The sequence below is a fragment of the Methanoculleus sp. UBA430 genome, from assembly GCF_002506585.1.
Classification (GTDB): domain Archaea; phylum Halobacteriota; class Methanomicrobia; order Methanomicrobiales; family Methanoculleaceae; genus Methanoculleus.
The window spans coordinates 60,512-77,105 of sequence record NZ_DAXW01000016.1 but is presented as its reverse complement, the minus strand read 5'-3'; the positions used below and the strand labels follow the sequence as shown (position 1 = coordinate 77,105).

General features: G+C 65.3%; 16 protein-coding genes. 10 read left to right on the top strand and 6 right to left on the bottom strand.

The window, feature by feature from the left end; translation table 11 throughout:
- Nucleotides 1-5: 5 nt before the first annotated feature.
- On the bottom strand, nucleotides 6-527 hold the full coding sequence (locus BRA49_RS12095; RefSeq protein WP_292386352.1) for a MarR family winged helix-turn-helix transcriptional regulator: 522 nt from the start codon (nucleotides 525-527) through the stop codon (nucleotides 6-8).
- A gap of 118 nt (nucleotides 528-645) precedes the next feature.
- Here BRA49_RS12095 and BRA49_RS12090 point away from each other — a divergent pair, with 118 nt between their 5' ends.
- On the top strand, nucleotides 646-897 hold the full coding sequence (locus BRA49_RS12090; RefSeq protein WP_292386351.1) for a hypothetical protein: 252 nt from the start codon (nucleotides 646-648) through the stop codon (nucleotides 895-897).
- Between the two features lie 38 nt (nucleotides 898-935).
- On the opposite strand, the gene BRA49_RS12085 is transcribed toward BRA49_RS12090, so the two are convergent.
- Nucleotides 936-1,187: a hypothetical protein gene (locus BRA49_RS12085; protein ID WP_292386350.1), complete on the bottom strand. Its 252-nt coding sequence runs from the start codon at nucleotides 1,185-1,187 to the stop codon at nucleotides 936-938.
- 194 nt (nucleotides 1,188-1,381) lie between these two features.
- Here BRA49_RS12085 and BRA49_RS12080 point away from each other — a divergent pair, with 194 nt between their 5' ends.
- From BRA49_RS12080 to BRA49_RS12065, 4 genes are read left to right on the top strand one after another with little or no spacing between them, the layout of a single operon-like run.
- A complete protein-coding gene (locus BRA49_RS12080) occupies nucleotides 1,382-2,590 on the top strand; it encodes an HD domain-containing protein (RefSeq protein WP_292386349.1) in 1,209 nt (402 codons plus the stop codon).
- Nucleotides 2,591-2,604: 14 nt separating this feature from the next.
- On the top strand, nucleotides 2,605-3,150 hold the full coding sequence (locus BRA49_RS12075) for a UbiX family flavin prenyltransferase (protein WP_292386348.1): 546 nt from the start codon (nucleotides 2,605-2,607) through the stop codon (nucleotides 3,148-3,150).
- Between the two features lie 3 nt (nucleotides 3,151-3,153).
- Nucleotides 3,154-4,395, top strand: a complete 1,242-nt coding sequence (locus BRA49_RS12070; protein ID WP_292386347.1) for a UbiD family decarboxylase — start codon at nucleotides 3,154-3,156, stop codon at nucleotides 4,393-4,395.
- A gap of 3 nt (nucleotides 4,396-4,398) precedes the next feature.
- The gene (locus BRA49_RS12065) at nucleotides 4,399-5,559 is read left to right on the top strand and encodes an aconitase X catalytic domain-containing protein (RefSeq protein WP_292386346.1); all 1,161 of its coding nucleotides are present in this window, start codon (nucleotides 4,399-4,401) and stop codon (nucleotides 5,557-5,559) included.
- Nucleotides 5,560-5,571: 12 nt separating this feature from the next.
- Here the strand turns inward: BRA49_RS12065 and BRA49_RS12060 are convergent, their stop codons facing one another.
- Nucleotides 5,572-7,083, bottom strand: coding sequence for a glutamate synthase-related protein (locus BRA49_RS12060; RefSeq protein ID WP_292386345.1), 1,512 nt, complete (start codon nucleotides 7,081-7,083; stop codon nucleotides 5,572-5,574).
- Nucleotides 7,080-8,135 (bottom strand): class II glutamine amidotransferase, encoded by a 1,056-nt coding sequence (locus BRA49_RS12055; protein WP_292386344.1) that lies wholly within the window; start codon nucleotides 8,133-8,135, stop codon nucleotides 7,080-7,082. Before BRA49_RS12055 ends, BRA49_RS12060 begins: the two co-directional genes overlap by 4 nt.
- Before the next feature lie 120 nt (nucleotides 8,136-8,255).
- Between BRA49_RS12055 and glnA the strand changes: the two genes are divergently transcribed.
- The 3 genes from glnA to BRA49_RS12040 all read left to right on the top strand — a co-directional run bounded on the left by glnA (nucleotide 8,256) and on the right by BRA49_RS12040 (nucleotide 10,374).
- Nucleotides 8,256-9,584: a type I glutamate--ammonia ligase gene (glnA, locus tag BRA49_RS12050; RefSeq protein ID WP_292386343.1), complete on the top strand. Its 1,329-nt coding sequence runs from the start codon at nucleotides 8,256-8,258 to the stop codon at nucleotides 9,582-9,584.
- A 92-nt stretch (nucleotides 9,585-9,676) separates the two neighbouring features.
- The gene (locus tag BRA49_RS12045; RefSeq protein WP_292386342.1) at nucleotides 9,677-9,949 is read left to right on the top strand and encodes a HEAT repeat domain-containing protein; all 273 of its coding nucleotides are present in this window, start codon (nucleotides 9,677-9,679) and stop codon (nucleotides 9,947-9,949) included.
- Between the two features lie 137 nt (nucleotides 9,950-10,086).
- Nucleotides 10,087-10,374, top strand: a complete 288-nt coding sequence (locus BRA49_RS12040) for a HEAT repeat domain-containing protein (RefSeq protein ID WP_292386341.1) — start codon at nucleotides 10,087-10,089, stop codon at nucleotides 10,372-10,374.
- A 7-nt stretch (nucleotides 10,375-10,381) separates the two neighbouring features.
- Here BRA49_RS12040 and BRA49_RS12035 read toward each other — a convergent pair whose 3' ends face one another.
- Both BRA49_RS12035 and BRA49_RS12030 read right to left on the bottom strand, forming a co-directional pair.
- The gene (locus BRA49_RS12035) at nucleotides 10,382-11,683 is read right to left on the bottom strand and encodes an ArsB/NhaD family transporter (RefSeq protein WP_292386340.1); all 1,302 of its coding nucleotides are present in this window, start codon (nucleotides 11,681-11,683) and stop codon (nucleotides 10,382-10,384) included.
- A 202-nt stretch (nucleotides 11,684-11,885) separates the two neighbouring features.
- Nucleotides 11,886-14,573: a cation-translocating P-type ATPase gene (locus tag BRA49_RS12030; protein WP_292386339.1), complete on the bottom strand. Its 2,688-nt coding sequence runs from the start codon at nucleotides 14,571-14,573 to the stop codon at nucleotides 11,886-11,888.
- A 203-nt stretch (nucleotides 14,574-14,776) separates the two neighbouring features.
- Between BRA49_RS12030 and BRA49_RS12025 the strand changes: the two genes are divergently transcribed.
- Both BRA49_RS12025 and BRA49_RS12020 read left to right on the top strand, forming a co-directional pair.
- The gene (locus BRA49_RS12025; RefSeq protein WP_292386338.1) at nucleotides 14,777-15,331 is read left to right on the top strand and encodes a type 1 glutamine amidotransferase domain-containing protein; all 555 of its coding nucleotides are present in this window, start codon (nucleotides 14,777-14,779) and stop codon (nucleotides 15,329-15,331) included.
- A gap of 58 nt (nucleotides 15,332-15,389) precedes the next feature.
- The gene (locus BRA49_RS12020; protein ID WP_292386337.1) at nucleotides 15,390-16,592 is read left to right on the top strand and encodes a HEAT repeat domain-containing protein; all 1,203 of its coding nucleotides are present in this window, start codon (nucleotides 15,390-15,392) and stop codon (nucleotides 16,590-16,592) included.
- The last annotated feature ends 2 nt before the right edge of the window (nucleotides 16,593-16,594 follow it).

The window sequence follows — 16,594 nt, the reverse complement described above, 5'->3', positions numbered from 1 at the left end:
TGAACTCACACCCTGGTCTCTGCCTGCTTTGCGCCGGTGAGTGTCGGTTTCGTATTGAAGGCGTCCCTTCCGGCAGGTGTCCGGTCGAATCGCCAGTTCTCGGGATTGGTCTCACCGCTTCCTTTTACCGCTCCCGTATGCAGGGTGCAGGACTTTCCGCTATCGCTCGAAGTGGGCTTATACTGCCCGACCAGGCTCTCGGGAGGAAGCACCACGCCGCACAGGGCGTTTAGCATCCTTTTTCCATAGTCTGTCGATGTGTAATACACCTTCCTCCGATCGCCGACGTCCTCCAGCCTCCTCACCTTCTTCGCGATGAGGCCCCCGTCAACCAGAGACTTCAGGATACGGTCCATCTCGCTAGGATTCGCCCCGAAGGTATCCTTGAGTTCGTTGAAGTACATCTCCTCCCCGAGTGCAAGCGCTATGTATACAGCCCATCTGGCATCCGACGAGAGTTCCATCACGGACTCACGAACCTCAACGGGCACCCGGTTTAAGTGAGCCTCTACAACTGTCCGGTCCATGCCGACACCTCCATAGTGAATAGTTCTATTATTGTAACTTATATCAATCTTTCCCGGATCATCAGTTGCACTTCTGCAACTTCAATCGTTATGTATCCCACAGACGAAAACCTGTCAAATGAGCCATAGAGACCCGATACCCAGCGAAATTGCAGGCCGGGTTCAACTATACAGGTATTTCAAGGAAAATACCAATATCGCAATATATGGCTCATTCCAGCAGTCACGGAAGAGGGACCTTCTTGCACTGAGAGATTACCTGCGGGCATACGGCTACCTGAACGCCAGGATCTCTGAAGATTACTATGGCAGACTGGATCCCGGGACCGAAGACGGACCTATAAAGGATACTAGGATGAGCATTACCTGATCCAGTCGGTCTCGATGGAGTTCCAGCGTCTAAGCACGTTAATGCAACACGGCATAAAGGAAGATCAGCCCGCTGCCGTTTATATTGAAGAGGGATTGGAAGAAATCGCAGGAGGCGTCTTCAAGGGGCGGATTGCACAAAACGAGCATGGGTGGGACATAGATTTCTTCAAAAGTATCGAGCAGATATACAAACCGGCAAGGCGCTTCTGCGAGCGCAGCCTCGCTGAGATCTATGGATTCTGATATATACCCGGCATCGTCAGCGAACTCACAGGCGTTTTTGATCATTTCCCGAGCTGTCCGCGTAGATTCACCCAAAAATCGATATGCCCGGCCCTTCGCTGCCGGAACGTCCCAGCCCGCCGCACGAGGACCACAGACCCCATAGAAGAACCGGGAACCCGCACGAACGCCACAATTTCCCACCCCGCGCGCTCTCAAATACCTTTATCACTTCTCTCCGAAGATTCTTAATTGAACGGATGAAGATCATCAAGGATCCGGTGCACGGCTACGTCGAGGCTGATGCGACGGCGCTCCGGCTGCTGGACTCGGAGGAACTGCAGCGGCTCCGCCACGTCTCCCAGCTCGGCTTCGCGAACCTCGTCTACCCCGGCGCAAACCATACCCGGTTCGAGCACTCGCTCGGGACGATGCACCTCGCGGGCCTGATGTGCCGGGAGCTCGGCCTTGACGACGGGGAGACGAAACTCGTCACCACCGCCGCCCTCCTCCACGACATCGGCCACGGCCCCTTCTCCCACGTCACCGAGCCGGTGATGGAGGAGTTCACCGGGCGGAGCCACCACCAGATCGACTGCCTCGTCGGGGAAGGAACGATCGCCGCCGTCCTCGAGGATGAGGGGATCAGCCCCGCCGAGGTCTGCGCCGTCGTCTCCGGAGAACACCGGCTCGCGAGCATCATCCACGGGAGCCTCGACGTCGACCGGATGGACTACCTGATGCGGGACGCCCACTACACCGGCGTGCCCTACGGGACGGTCGACGCCCACCGGCTGATCCGGTCGACGATCCTGACCGCATCCGGTGTCGCGCTGTACGAGGGCGGGATCAACGCCGCCGAGTCGCTCCTCATCGCCCGGACCCTGATGCGCCCGGCGGTCTACTTCCATCACGTGAGCCGGATCGCGACGAGCATGTTCGTCCACGCCCTCCGCGAGGAGGTCCTGAACGTCCCCGGCGCCGATGCGGAGGCGTTCGCCCGGATGGACGACGCTGCCTGCATGGAGCGGCTGAAGCACTCCCCGCACCCCATCACCCGCGACCTTGCCCGCCGGGTCTACGCCAGGGACCTCTACAAACGGGCGCTCTACGTCGGCGAAGACCGGGTGAACGCCGCCGCCCTCCAGCAGGACCCCGGCCCCGCACGGGAGCGGGAGATCGCCCGGGCCATCGCCGAGACCGCGGGAATCGCGGAAGATGAAGTCCTCGTCGACATCCCCCCGCTCCCGCGGGCGCTCTCGATGGAGGTCCGGGTCCGGCACAGCCACACGATGCTGGACCTCGAGGAGGTCTCGCCCCTCATCAACACCATGAACGACACCCGGCGGCAGCAGTGGCGGCTCGGCGTCTACACGACACAGGAGCACCGCAACACCGTGGAGCAGGCGGCGATGGAGGTCCTCCGGGTGAAGCGACCGACAAAGCAGGATAAACTCGTAGTTGCATAACAGTTGAGGAGCACATGACAAAGGAGTTCGTCGTCGGGGTCACCGGGGCAAGCGGGGTCATCTACGCCCGCCGCCTGCTCGAGGTGCTCTGTGAAGAGGCAACGGTGCATATCGTCATCTCCGACACCGCCCGGCAGATCGCCGGGATCGAGGATGTAAACCTCGGAGGATTCGACGCCATATACGCCGAGAACAGCAACCTCGCTGCCGACATCGCGAGCGGCTCGTTCCGTTACGACGGGATGGCGATCGTCCCCTGCAGCATGAAGACGCTTGCCGCCGTCAGTAACGGCCTCGCCGACAACCTGATCGGCCGGGCGGCGGACGTCTGCCTCAAGGAGCGGCGGCCCCTCCTCCTCCTCCTCAGAGAGATGCCGCTCTCCCGGATCCACTTAAAGAATATGCTTGCTGCCGACGAGGCCGGCGCGACCGTGATGGTCGCAAGCCCCCCCTTCTACCAGCACCCGAAGACCATCGACGACCTGGTCGATATGGTAGTGGCCCGCGTGCTCGACCACATGAAGGTGGAGCACAGCCTCGGCACCCGATGGAGCGGATGAGAATTGCGCGAATTCATTAAACTGATGCGAAACCAGGGCAGGGTCGAAGAGATCGAGACCCCCTGCTCGACCGTGTATGAGGCTCCCCGCATGGCGAGCCGGACCGATAAGATCCTCTTCTTCCACGACCTCGACGGGCACCGGGCGGTGATGAACCTCCTCGGCGACCGGAGATCGCTTGCAGCGGCGCTCGGCGTCGGCGAGCGGGAGCTGGTGCCACATCTGGCCGCCATGACCTACAACGGCCGCGTCACGGACGCGGGGCGACTGGAGGGCGGCGTTGCCGCCGACCTCTCCCGCCTCCCGATCCTGAAGCACTTCCCGGAGGACGCCGGCCGCTACCTCACGGCCGGGATCGTCTTCTCCCGCTACGGCGGCGTCGAGAACGCTTCCATCCACCGGATGATGGTCCTCGACGACCGGCGAGTCGTCGCCCGCCTGGTGGAGGGGAGGCACACCCATACGCTGCTGAAAGCAGCCCTGGCCCGGGGCGAGAAGCTCCCCGTCGCGGTCACGATCGGAACCCATCCCCTCGTGACGTTCGCGGCCTGCACCCGCGTCCCGGAGGGGAAGGAGCTCGCCTACGCAGCGGAGCTGATGGGCGGGGAGCTCGCCGTCCGCGAATGCGAGAACGGCGTCAGGGTCCCCGACGCCGAGATCGTGCTCGAAGGCTACATCACCGCGGAGAAAGCGGCCGAAGGCCCGTTCGTCGACATAACGGGGACCTACGATCCCATCCGGCAGCAGCACGTCATCGAGTTCACGAAGATGTACTGCAAGGAGGACCCGATCTACCACGGCATCCTCCCCGCCGGCGACGAGCACAAACTCCTGATGGGCGCCCCCTACGAGCCGAAGATCTACCGGGCCGTCGGCGAGGTGACGACGGTGAGAGACGTCCTCCTCACGAAGGGCGGCGCGGGCTACCTCCACGCGGTCGTCCAGGTCCGGAAGAACACCCAGGGCGACGCGAAGAACGCCATCATGGCGGCGTTCGCCGCCCACACATCCTTAAAGCATATCGTGGTGGTCGATGAGGACATCGATATCCGCGACCCCCACGACGTCGAGTACGCGATCGCGACCCGGGTCCGGGGCGATACCGACATCATGGTCATCACCGGTGTCCGGGGCTCGTCGCTCGACCCGACCCGCCTCGGGGACGGGACGAACGTCAAGGTCGGGGTCGACGCCACGATGGTTATGGGGAAAGAGGACGAATTCAGGAGAGCGGAGTGGCCGTAGACCATGTATCTCGATAACGATGATGAAAAGGTGCTCGCCGGCGAGTTCGGCGAGACACGCCAGAAGATGATGGAGATCCTGGTCGCGCTCGGAAATGTCTACGGGGCCGAGAAACTCGTCCCGATCGCGAGCGCCCAGGTGAGCGGTGCGTCCTACAAGACCATCGGCAGATGGGGACTATCCTGGCTCCGGAGCCTCGATGCCCGTGTGGCGGTCCCGACGGTCTTGAACCCCATCGGCATGCCGCGGGAGGGGTGGCAGGAGTTCGGGATCGCCGAGGAATTCGCCGGTCATCAGACGGAGGTCATCGAGGCCTACCGGCGGCTCGGGATCAAACTCGAGTGCACCTGCACCCCCTACTACCTCAGGATCACGGAGTACGGGGAGCACCTGGCCTGGTCGGAGTCCTCGGCAGTCGCCTACGCAAACTCGGTCCTCGGCGCCCGGACGAACCGGGAAGGCGGGCCGAGTGCGCTCGCAGCGGCGATCATCGGAAAGACACCCTATTACGGCCTCCATATCGTCGAGAACCGGCAGCCCCAGGTCGTCGTCGAGGTCGAGGGCGGGGAGGGCCTTCACGCCGATCACTGGGGCGCGATCGGGTATGTCGCGGGCAAAAAGGTGGGGAACCGGATCCCGATCTTTGAGGGTATCCGGCCCGGCCGCGACAGCCTGAAAGCGCTCGGCGCCGCAATGGCGGCGACGGGGGCGGTCGCGCTCTTCCACGTCGAGAAGATCACCCCCGAAGCGCGGGTGTTCTCGTTCCCGACCGATGGCCTCGACCGGGTGACGGTGAGCGGGGACGAGGTCGAGGTCCTCTTTGCGGTGAAAGAGGTCGAGGCGGTCGCAGTCGGCTGCCCGCACTGCTCGGCGGACGAACTCCGGGAGCTCGCGGAACTCCTCAAAGGAAAGACGACGACCAGACCCTTCTACATCTTCGTGGCCCGCGGGGTTGCGACGACAAACCCCGACCTCGTCGCCGCGATCGAGAGGAGCGGCGCCCGGGTCATCCCGGACACCTGCATGGTCGTCTCGCCCCGGATGGACGAGTTCAGTTCGATTATGGTCGACTCCGGCAAGGCCCTCGCCTACGTTCCGGGGATGTGCGGCGCGCTCGCCCAGATCGGGACGAGGAGAGAGTGCGTCGACGTCGCGACGTCGTGAGAGGGGGCGGCTTTACGCCCCCACTGTTTTGACGTCGAGGACCTGCAGCAGGCCCTCGTCGAGCATGTAGCCCCTGAGCCGGTCGCGGTTGCCCCGCATGCTCTCGATGCTGTTGATCCCGGCCGCACCCAGCAGTTCGGAGAGTTCGAGCGTCCAGGCGTGGATCAGGTTCGCGACGTGCCCCGAGGCCTCGTCGGGATTCAGACGCGCGACGAGGTCCGGGCGCTGGGTGGCGATCCCCCAGGGGCAGAGGCCCCGGTAGCAGTTCCCGCAGACCCGGCAGCCCATCGCGACGAGCGCCGCGGTGCCGATGTAGACCGCGTCCGCGCCGAGGGCGATCGCCTTCGCAACATCGGCGCTCCCCCGTATCCCGCCGCTCGCGATGACCGAGATGTCGTTCCGGATCCCCTGGTCGCGGAGCTTCTGGTCCACGCTCGCGACCGCCGCCTCGACCGGGATCCCCACGTGGTCGCGGAAGACCTTCGGCGCCGCGCCCGTCCCGCCCCGGAACCCGTCGATGACGACCGCATCCGCAGGAGACCGCGCAATCCCGGCGGCGATCGCGGCCGCGTTGTGGACGGCGGCGATCTTCACGAAGACCGGTTTCTTCCACTCCGTCGCCTCCTTGAGGCCCCGGACGAGCTGGGCGAGATCCTCAATGCTGTAGATGTCGTGGTGCGGCGCGGGGCTGATCGCATCGCTCCCCTCCGGGATCATCCTCGTCCGGGAGATCCCCTCGCAGACCTTCTCGCCGGGGAGGTGCCCGCCGATGCCGGGCTTTGCGCCCTGGCCGATCTTGATCTCGATCGCGGCCCCGCGCTCCAGGTAATCGATGTTCACGCCGAACCGCCCGGAAGCAACCTGGACGATCATCCGGTCCTGGTAGGGGTAGATCGCCGAATGCAGGCCGCCTTCCCCGGTCCCCATGAACGTCCCTGCCTCTTTTGCCGCCCGGGCCATGGCCACCTGGGCGTTGAGGCTGATCGCCCCGTAACTCATGTGCCCGATCATGATCGGGGTCTCGAGGCGAAGGTTCGGGGTGAGCCGGGTCCGGAGTTCGACGTCGCCGTTCTCCCGCCGCCGGAGGTCGAGCCTCGCCGGCTTCTTGCCGAGATGGGTCACCAGTTCTATCGGCTCGCGGAGCGGGTCGAGGCTGGGGTTCGTGACCTGGCAGGCGTCCAGGACCAGGCGGTCGAAGATGACCGGGTAGTCGAGCGCGTTGCCCATCCCGGCGAGGACGATCTTTCCGCTCCGGGCCTGGTTGTAGATCATCTCCCGGGTGTCGCGGGTCCAGAGTGGGTGGCTCCGGTAGTCGCAGGGCTGCTCCTCGAGCAGGATCGCGTCGCGGGGGCAGCAGGCGATGCAGCGGTGGCAGGCGGTGCAGTTCCGGGAGTTGACCAGGATCCGGTCGCCGTCCCGCCGGTAGACGCCGTAGGAGCAGTTCTCGATGCACCGCCCGCACTCCATGCACCGGACGGGGTCGATGCTGATCCGGTAGCGGGGAGGGAGACTTCCGATCATCATGCGACAACCCTCCCGATCACCGGCTCGCCAGCGGCCGGCATCGTGATCGACTCGACACAGGGTTCCATCGCCCGGATTGCCGCCTCCTCGCTTGAGATGTAGAGCCGGTCCCCGCACTCGCCGACGACCATCGGCCGGAGTTTGGTCCGGTCGGTGAACCCGACCATCATCTCGTGGTTTGCAGCCACGATGGCGAACGGACCGTTCATCATCGCCGGCGCGTAGGCGAGCCGCAGAGCGGAGTTCCACTCCCGCTCCGCCCCGCTCATCCGGTCGATCTCCGCCCAGAAGGGAGGGGCGAGCGCCCGGACGGCGAGGTCGACGTCAAGTTCGTGCCGCCGCACCAGGAGGTCGATCAGGTAGGCAACGACCTCCGTGTCGGTATACATCGTGCAGGTGTAGCCGAAGCTCTCGATGTAGCGCCGGTTGGTCCCGTAGGACGTGATCTCGCCGTTGTGGACGACGCTCCAGTCGAGAAGGTTGAACGGATGCGCCCCGCCCCACCAGCCGGGAGTGTTCGTCGGGTAGCGGTTGTGCGCGAGCCAGAGGTAGCCCTCGTAGTCCTCTATCCGGTAGAAGTCCGCCACGTCCTCCGGCCAGCCCCCTGCCTTGAAGACGCCGACGTTCTTGCCGGAGGAGAAGATAAGGGCGCCCTGGCGGGCGGCGTTGACCCGCATCACGAGAGCGCTGACGATCTCGTCCTCCGGCGTCGCGCTACCGGGGACCGCGAGGGAGGGGTCCGGCCTGAAGAAGTAGCGCCAGGGGGTGTGGACCGCCCGGAGATGCGGCTGGTCGCGGGTGGGGATCGCCTCGTCGTGCTCGACCGTCCCCCACTGTGCAAGCGCCGCGTCGAGGACCGGCTTACTCTCGCGGGGGTTGTCGAAGAAGACATGGAGGGCATAGCAGTCGCTGTAGTCGGGGTAGATGCCGTAGGCGGCATACCCCGCCCCCTCGCCGCTGCCGCGCTCGTTCATCATGGTGAGGGCCTCTCGGACCCCGGAACCGTCCATCGTCCGGCGCGTTCTATCCATTACGCCAATTATGCCGCACATTTCCATCACGCTCGACCCGCCCCCCTCCCGTACCCTCGATGGTCCGGGGTGGTAGGGGAACGCTCTGATCACTATGGATCCGCCAACTATAAATACCATTGGAAGGAAACTTCCTTCCAAATGACACCAGACAACATCTCGGCGATGCTCGAGCGGATCGAACAGGACAACGTCCGATTCCTTCGGCTGCAGTTCACCGACCTCCTCGGCATGCCGAAGAACGTCGCTATCCCGGCCAAGCAGGTCGGGAAAGCACTCACTGATGGCATCGGGTTTGATGGATCGTCGATCGAGGGGTTTGTCCGGATCGAGGAGTCCGACATGATCCTCAAACCCGACCTCTCCACCTACACCCTCCTGCCCTGGAGGCCCCGGGAGAACAGGGTTGCCCGGTTCATCTGCGACGTCTGCAAACCGGACGGGAAGCCGTTCGAGGGCGACCCGCGCTACATCCTCCGGCGGGCAATGGAGGACGCCGCAAAGGACGGCTACGTCTTCAACACCGGGCCGGAACTGGAGTTCTTCCTCTTCCGGATGCTCGACGGCCGGCCGACGACGCAGTTCCAGGACGTCGGCGGCTACTTCGACCTCGCCCCCACCGACCTTGCCGAGGACGTCCGGCGCGAGATCATCCTCGGCCTCATCGATATGGGGTTCGAGATCGAGGCGTCCCACCACGAGGTCGCCGAGAGCCAGCACGAGATCGACTTCAAGTACAGCGACGCCCTCCACACCGCCGACAGCGTCATCACCTTCAAGTTCGCGGTCAAGACGATGGCGCTGATGCGCGGCCTGCACGCCTCGTTCATGGCAAAGCCGATCTACGGCATCAATGGGAGCGGGATGCACATCAACTGCTCGCTCGGAAAAGACGGGCAAAATGCGTTCTTTGACCCGGACGCACCCCTCCAGCTCTCGGAGACCTGCATGCACTTCATCGGCGGGCTGCTCCGCCACGCAAAGGCCATCACCCGGGTCGCAAACCCGACGATCAACTCCTACAAGCGGCTCGTCCCCGGTTACGAGGCCCCCTGCTACATCAGCTGGAGCGCGAGCAACCGGTCGGCCCTCGTCCGGGTCCCGGCGCCCCGCGGCAACAGCACCCGCGTCGAGTTCCGCAGCCCCGACCCGACCTGCAACCCCTACCTCGCCTTCACCGCGATGCTCGCCGCCGGGATGGAAGGCGTCCGGGAGAAGATCGAGCCTCCGGCAGGTGCCAACGGCAACATCTACCACATGACGGCCGCCGAACGTGACCACGACGGGATCGCGACCCTGCCCGCCGACCTTGCCGAGGCCCACCGGGCCCTGCTCGCCGACGACCTCATCTGCCGGGCGCTCGGTTCCCACGTCGTCGAGGCGCTCACGAGCGTCGCACAGGCCGAGTGGGACGCCTACCGGACGGCGGTCCACCCCTGGGAGATTGAGCGGTACCTCGCGACATACTGACCTCACACTTTTTCGGGAACTGCCGGCACCCCCCGCAACCTTCTTAACAGAGCAGCCCATAGATGCGCCCTACAAGCCAGCAGGGGAAGGTCATGATGCAGAGGAAGGATATCGACATCATGCGGCGAAAGCGCGACATCGACGGGCTGGTAGGCGCACTCTCCGACCCGGACACGATCGTGCGGCTGACGGCGGCCGAAGCCCTCGGCACCGTCGGCGACGAGCGGGCGCTCGGACCGCTGGAGCAGCTGAAGTTCTCGGACCCGGATACGGGCGTCCGGCGGGCCGCATCGGTCGCCCACGCCCAGGTGGTGGGGAGGATCGCGGCCAGGAAGGCGGCGGAGGGGGAGGCCGGCAGGGCATAGGCGGGCAGAGTCGCGAACGTCGTCTCCACGAGAGAGCCCTTCGACAGGAAACCCGCAGTGGGATGGCACCTGTGACTGGTCGGAAAAGGCATATATATCGCCGCGACATCAACGCGAACAGCGATCAGGAGACTGGTATGACGACACAGGATGATATCGCTACGATGCGGGATGCCCGGGACATTGACGGGCTGATAGAGGCCCTCCAGGACCCCGACGAGCTTGTCCGGGTCGAGGCGGCCCTCTCTCTCGGGACGACCGCCGACCCGAAAGCAAAGGAGCCGCTTCAACGGATGCGGGAAGAGGACCCGAGCCCCTCGGCCCGGGAGGCCGCCGCGACCGCGTATAAATGGGTCGTCGGCCGGATCCAGGAGATCGAGGCGGCCCGCGGGAGCCTGGAGTCCAAGCTCCCGAAGACCTGGTGAGACCGGCTCACAGGACGACGAAGTTGAACCAGAGGAATGCGGTGCCGATCGCGACCGTGACGAAGAGCACGAGCATCCCGACCTTCAGGAACTCCACGAACGATATGGTGAAGCCGTTCCGTGCGGCGATCCCGAGGACGACGACGTTTGCCGACGCCCCGATGACCGTGCCGTTCCCGCCGAGGCATGCACCGAGCGAGAGCGCCCACCAGAGCGGGTAGACATCCATCGACCCGCTCATGTCCTGGATCAGGGGGATCAGGGTGGCGGTGAGGGGGATGTTGTCGACGATCGCGGAGGCGATCGCCGAGAACCAGGCGATGATCAGGATGGCCTCCCCCTCCGAGTGGACGTTCTCGACGACGAACTGGGCGACGCTCGCGATGACCCCGGTCTGGACGAGGGCGCCGACGACGACGAAGAGCCCGCCGAAGAAGAAGAGGGCGGGCCACTCGATCTTCTCAAAGATCTCCTCCGGAGACTGCCGGCTCCAGAAGAGGAGAATGGACGCGCCGATCAGGGCGACGAGGGCGGGTTCCAGGCCGAGCTGGTCGTGGATGAAGAACATCCCGATGACGAGGGCAATGACGATGACCGACTTCTTGAAGAGCGGCCAGTCCCGGATCGCCTCCCGGTCCTTCAACTCCGCAAACGTCCTCTCGATGCTCTCCCGCTCGTCGGGCGAGACATGGAGCTCCTTTCTGTAGATGAGGGCGAGCATCCCAAGGACGACGACCATGTTGACGGCCATCATCGGCGCCATGTTGATGATGAACTCGTTGAACGTCAGGCCGGCGGCCGAGCCAATCATGATGTTCGGCGGGTCACCGATGAGCGTCGCCGCACCGCCGATGTTCGAGGCGAAGATCTCCGCAATCAGGAAAGGCATGGGGCTGGTCTTCATGACGCTTGCGACGTAGAGGAGCATCGGGGTGATGAGGAGGACCGTCGTGACGTTGTCGAGGAACGCGCTCGTGAGGCCGGTCACGATCGAGAAGAGGAGCAGCACCCGCATCGGGCTCCCTTTTGCAAGCTTCGCCGTCTTGATGGCGATATACTCGAAGAGGCCGCTGCCGCGGGCGGTATTGACGATGATCATCATCCCGATCAGGAGGAAGATGGTCCCGAGATCGATGTACTCCGGGATCATATCCCAGGGGACGATGTGGAGGAGGACGACGACCGAGGCGCCGAGCATCGCCACCACCGCACGGTGGATCCGCTCGTCGATGATGAGCGCATACGTCAGGAGGAAGACCGCGACGGCGATCAGTTCCGGGCCGATGGTCAGTCCCGGACCGACGATCATGCTTCACCATCCCCGTGATGGTTGAGGCCCGATACGGCAGAGCGCGTCACAAAAGGTTGAGATATCGACATAGAACTCCCCGAAGAGGTTGAATCGTAGAACTCAGGTATGCATGGCCCCCGGATAATCATACCGATTTATGCCGCCGGGAGGACGAAACCCGGCACCTCCGGTGTTCGAGGGGCAGGGACGGCCCCCCGGCTCAGCCCGTCGTCGAAGGCTTCCCGATCCGCAGCCTGAGGATCTTATAGGCCTCCCCGACGAGGAGCACCGGGAGGCCGAGCAGGGCAAGCAGCCCCCAGTCGGCGAGCGTCAGCGGGGCCGTCCCGAGGAAGGTGTTGAAGACCGGGACGTAGACCACCACCGCCTGGAGGGCGAGGCTCCCGAGGATCGCAAGGATCAGCGTGGGGTTTGAGAAGAACCCGATCCGGTAGAGAGGGAACCGGAACGACCGGAAGTTCAGGACGTTGAAGAGCTCGAATATGATGAGCCCGGTGAACGCCATCGTCCGTGCCCGGTCGATATCGACCTCATAATACCCGGAAAACGCATAGATCGTCAGGAGGCCGAGCCAGACGCCGAGGATGAGGATGACGAGGTAGGCGTTCCGGGTGAGGATGGACTCCGCCGGGTCACGCGGCCGCCGCTGCATGACGTCCCGCTCGGCGGGTTCGAGGCCGAGGGCGAGGGCGGTGAGGCCGTCGGTGACCAGGTTGATCCAGAGGATCTGGACGGGGATGAGGACGAGCGGCAGGCCGAGGAGGAGCCCCCCGACGATCGCGACGAGTTCCCCGACGTTCGAGGAGAGGAGGTAGCGGGTGAACCGGGCGATGTTATCGTACTCCCGCCGCCCCTCCTCGACGCCGGCGACGATGCTCGCAAAGTTATCGTCGACGAGCACCATATCGCTCGACTCTTTGGCAGCGTCCGTCCCCTTGATCCCCATGGCGATCCCGATGCTCGCCTTCCTTAACGCCGGAGCGTCGTTGACGCCGTCGCCGGTCATGGCGATGACCGCCCGCTCGCGGGAGAGGAGGTCGATCACCCGGAGTTTGTGCTCCGCCGTGACCCGGGAGAGCACCTTCGTCGTCCGGAGACGGGCTTCGAGTTCGTCGTCGGTCATCGCCTCAAGGTCGGCCCCGGTGAGCGCCCCCTCACTCGAGAGGCCGAGGTCGCGGGCGATGGTGTAGGCGGTCAGCGGGTTGTCCCCGGTGATCATGATGACGTCGATCCCGGCGCTCCGGCAGAGCCGGATCGCCTCCGCCGCCTCGGGCCGCGGGGGGTCGACGATCCCGGCAAAGCCGAGGAAGGTCAGGTCCTCCTCTACGGCATCGGCAGTCCACTCGATCCCGGCGGGAAGCGTGCGGCAGGCTGCGCCGAGCACCCGGAGCCCCTGCGACGCGTATCCCTCGAGCTCACCGAGGAGCGCGTCGCGGCGGTCCTGCGTGAGCGGCACGGCCGAACCCCCGACCATTAGCCGGGACGAGCGGGCGAGGAGGACCTCCGGGGCCCCCTTCACGTAGGCGACGTGCCCCCCCTCTCCGGGGTAGACGATCGTCATCCGCTTCCGGGTGGAGTTGAACGAGAACTCCGTTGCCGCCTCCGGAACGCCCTCGCGGGAGAGGCCGGCTTTCGCCGCCGCGACGACGAGCGCCCCCTCGGTCGGCGTGCCGAAGATCCGCCATCCCCCTTCCTCAAGAGCGAAGGAGGCATGGTTGCAGAGGAGGACGGTGCGCAGGAAGAGACGGAGCCCCCGGTCCGCGAGGGGGTCGACGGGTTTTTCTTCAACAAGGAACTCCCCCTCCGGGGCATACCCGGCTCCGGTGACCTCGAACTCCGCGTCCGGTGTCCTCACCCGGACGACCGTCATCTCGTTCCGGGTGAGGGTCCCGGTCTTGTCGGTGCAGATCACCGAGACCGCGCCGAGGGTCTCTGAGGCCGGGAGGTGGCGGATCAGGCAGTTCCGCCGCATCATGTTCTTGATGCCGATCGCAAGCGTCAGCGTCACGACCGCCGGGAGGCCTTCCGGAATGACCGCCACCGCGAGCGAGACGCCGACGAGGAACATCTCAAGAAGCCCCCGCTGCTGAAGGAGGCCGACCGCGACCGCGAGCACGGCGATCCCGACGGCAATCAGGCCGAGGTCGCGGCCGAGGCGGTCCATCTGCCGGGCGAGAGGCGTCGCCTCGTCCCCGACCCGCTGGGAGAGGCCGGCGATCTGTCCGAACTCCGTCTGCATCCCGGTGGCGACGACGATACCCCGCCCGTGCCCGTTGACCACGGTCGTCCCGGCAAAGGTCATGTTGCTCCGCTCGGCAAGGCAGGTCTCCGCCGGAAGCCGGCCCGGCGCCTTGTCGACAGGCGAGGACTCGCCGGTCAGCGGCGCCTCGTCGACCTCAAGCGACGTCCCCTCGACAATAACGAGGTCGGCGGGCACCCGTTCTCCCATCTCGAGCAGGACGAGGTCCCCCGGCACGACTCCCGCCGCATCGATCTCCTGGCGCTCCCCGTCGCGGACAACCACGGCGTGCTGGACGAGCAGTTTCTTCAGGGCCTCGATGGCCTCTCCGGCCTGCCATTCCTGGGAGAAGCCGAGGAGGGCGTTTAAGACGACGATGGTGAGAATGGCCGCGGCGTCCAGAGCCTCACCAACGAGGAACGAGATCGCGGCGGCGACGATCAGGATGATGATGAGGACGCTCTTGAACTGGCGGAGAAATACCTGGAGACGGGTCTCTCTCGCCTCCTCCCGGAGGACGTTTGCCCCGTAGCGCTGCAGTCGCGCCTCCGCCTCCTGTGCGGTGAGACCGGTCGGACCGGCATCGAGCTCCCGCCGAACCTCGTCGGGAGCGAGGCTGCACCAGTCAGGCAGAGGCTCCCCTCCCGGCAATGCGTCCCGGCAGTGCAGGAGGCGACACGTGCATATCCCCGGTTCTGACGCAGTAATATATAAACATAGAGAGATCGCCCGGAAGCCGGCGGGAACGGAGCGCGAAGCACTCGAGGCCGGCCGCCCCCCGACCCGGTAACATTATATTCCCGACCATCCTGGGGGAAGCCGGGCCGGTCACCCGGCCCGGGAGAGGAATGGCAATGAGCAGAATAGCAGTCCTGATCACGGATATGTTTGAGGATGTCGAGTATACGCGGCCCGCGGAGGCGTTCCGGGGTGCCGGCCACGACCTCGTCCACGTCGGCCTCTCCGCGGGAGAGACGGTGCACGGGAAGGCGGACCGGACGCCTGTTGCGATCGACCGGGCCGCCTCCGACGTCTCGGTCGACGACTTCGACGCGCTCTTCATACCGGGCGGCTACTCGCCCGACAAGCTCCGGGCCCACGATGCGCCCGTGGAGTTCGTGCGTGCCTTCGTCGAGAGCGGCAAACCCGTCCTCGCCATCTGCCACGCGCCCCAGCTCCTGATCAACGCGCAGGTGCTCCGGGGCCGCAAGATCACCGGCTGGAAGTCCGTCGCCCAGGATATCAGGAATGCCGGTGCGGAGTATATCGACCGGGAGGTGGTGGTCGACGGCAACCTGGTCTCGAGCAGGAAGCCAGACGACATCCCCGCGTTCATCGAGGCGTCGCTTGCAAAACTCGAGGAGAGCAGCGGCGGGAAAGCGATGAGGGCGGCCGCAGAGCAGCGGTGAGGGGAGAGGCCCCGCCGCATAAACTCTTTATGGGTGCGGGCCGCACCCAATCTCTGGGATGAGAGGTCTGTCGGAAGACGCACGGGCATGGAGCAGGCCCGCAGTTATCGGCCTCGCCACGGCGCTCATTCTTCTCCTCGACCTCGTTTTCGGTGCCGGCGCCGTCTACCCGCACCTGTTCTACCCGGTCATAGTCATTTCCGCGTTCTGGTATGGACGCCAAGCGATCGTCTTCGGATTTCTCCTCGCGGCGGTCCATATCGTCGTCGAGACACTTCTCCATGGGTCTCCGGACGCGGTAGTCCTCGTCCGTGCAGCAACCTTCATCGCCGCCGCATACCTGCTCGGCTACCTCTTCGAGCTCGCCGCCAGGGGGCGCGACCGCCTGCACTTCCGTACCGGGGAGCCCGGTCGCGGTGCGCCCGCGTGCGATCGGAACATACGACGGCTCATCTCCCGGCTTTCGAGCCGGGACCCGGAGACCCGCTACCAGGCGGCCGGATGCCTGGGCGACGCCGGCGATCCTGCAGCCGTCGGGCCGCTCGCCGCCCTCCTCTCCGATCCGGAGAGCGGCGTCCGCTGGAAGGCGACGGAGGCGCTCGGCAAACTGGGATCTCCTGCCGTCGGGCCGCTTATTGAGAGTCTCGAGAGCGAGAACGTCGACGTCCGGTGGATGGCTGCGGTCGCTCTCGGCGATATCGCCGACCCGGAGGCTATCCCGGCGCTGATGGCAGCGCTCGACGATGAGGATACCTACATCCGGAGCAGGGCGGCCCTCGCGCTCGGGGCCATCGGTGAGCCGGCGCGAGAGGGGCTCATCGCCGGTCTCCGCGACGGGAACGAGCGCCTCCGCTGGGGTGCGGCCCTCGCCCTCGGCAGCATCGGGGGAGAAAGCACGGTTACGGCTCTCGTCGGCGCCCTCCTCGACCCTGATGAGAGGGTGCGACAGCGGGCCGCGAGGGCGCTCGGAGACATCGGCGAACCTGCCGTCCCCTCCCTTCTTGCGGCGCTCCGCACGGGCGACGAGGAATTCCGGCCGGAAGTGATCGCCGCCCTCGACCGGATCGGACGACCTGCCGTCGACCCACTCGTTGCGGCGCTCGGTGACGCCGACTGGCGTGTTCGTGCAGGAGCGGTAGCAGCCCTTGGGGAGATCAACGATCCCCATTCGGTCGATGCCCTGATCGCGGCGCTTGACGATGGGCAGGAAGAGGTGCGCGAGGCTGCCCGGGCGGCGCTCGGCAGCATCAGGAAGGCATAACA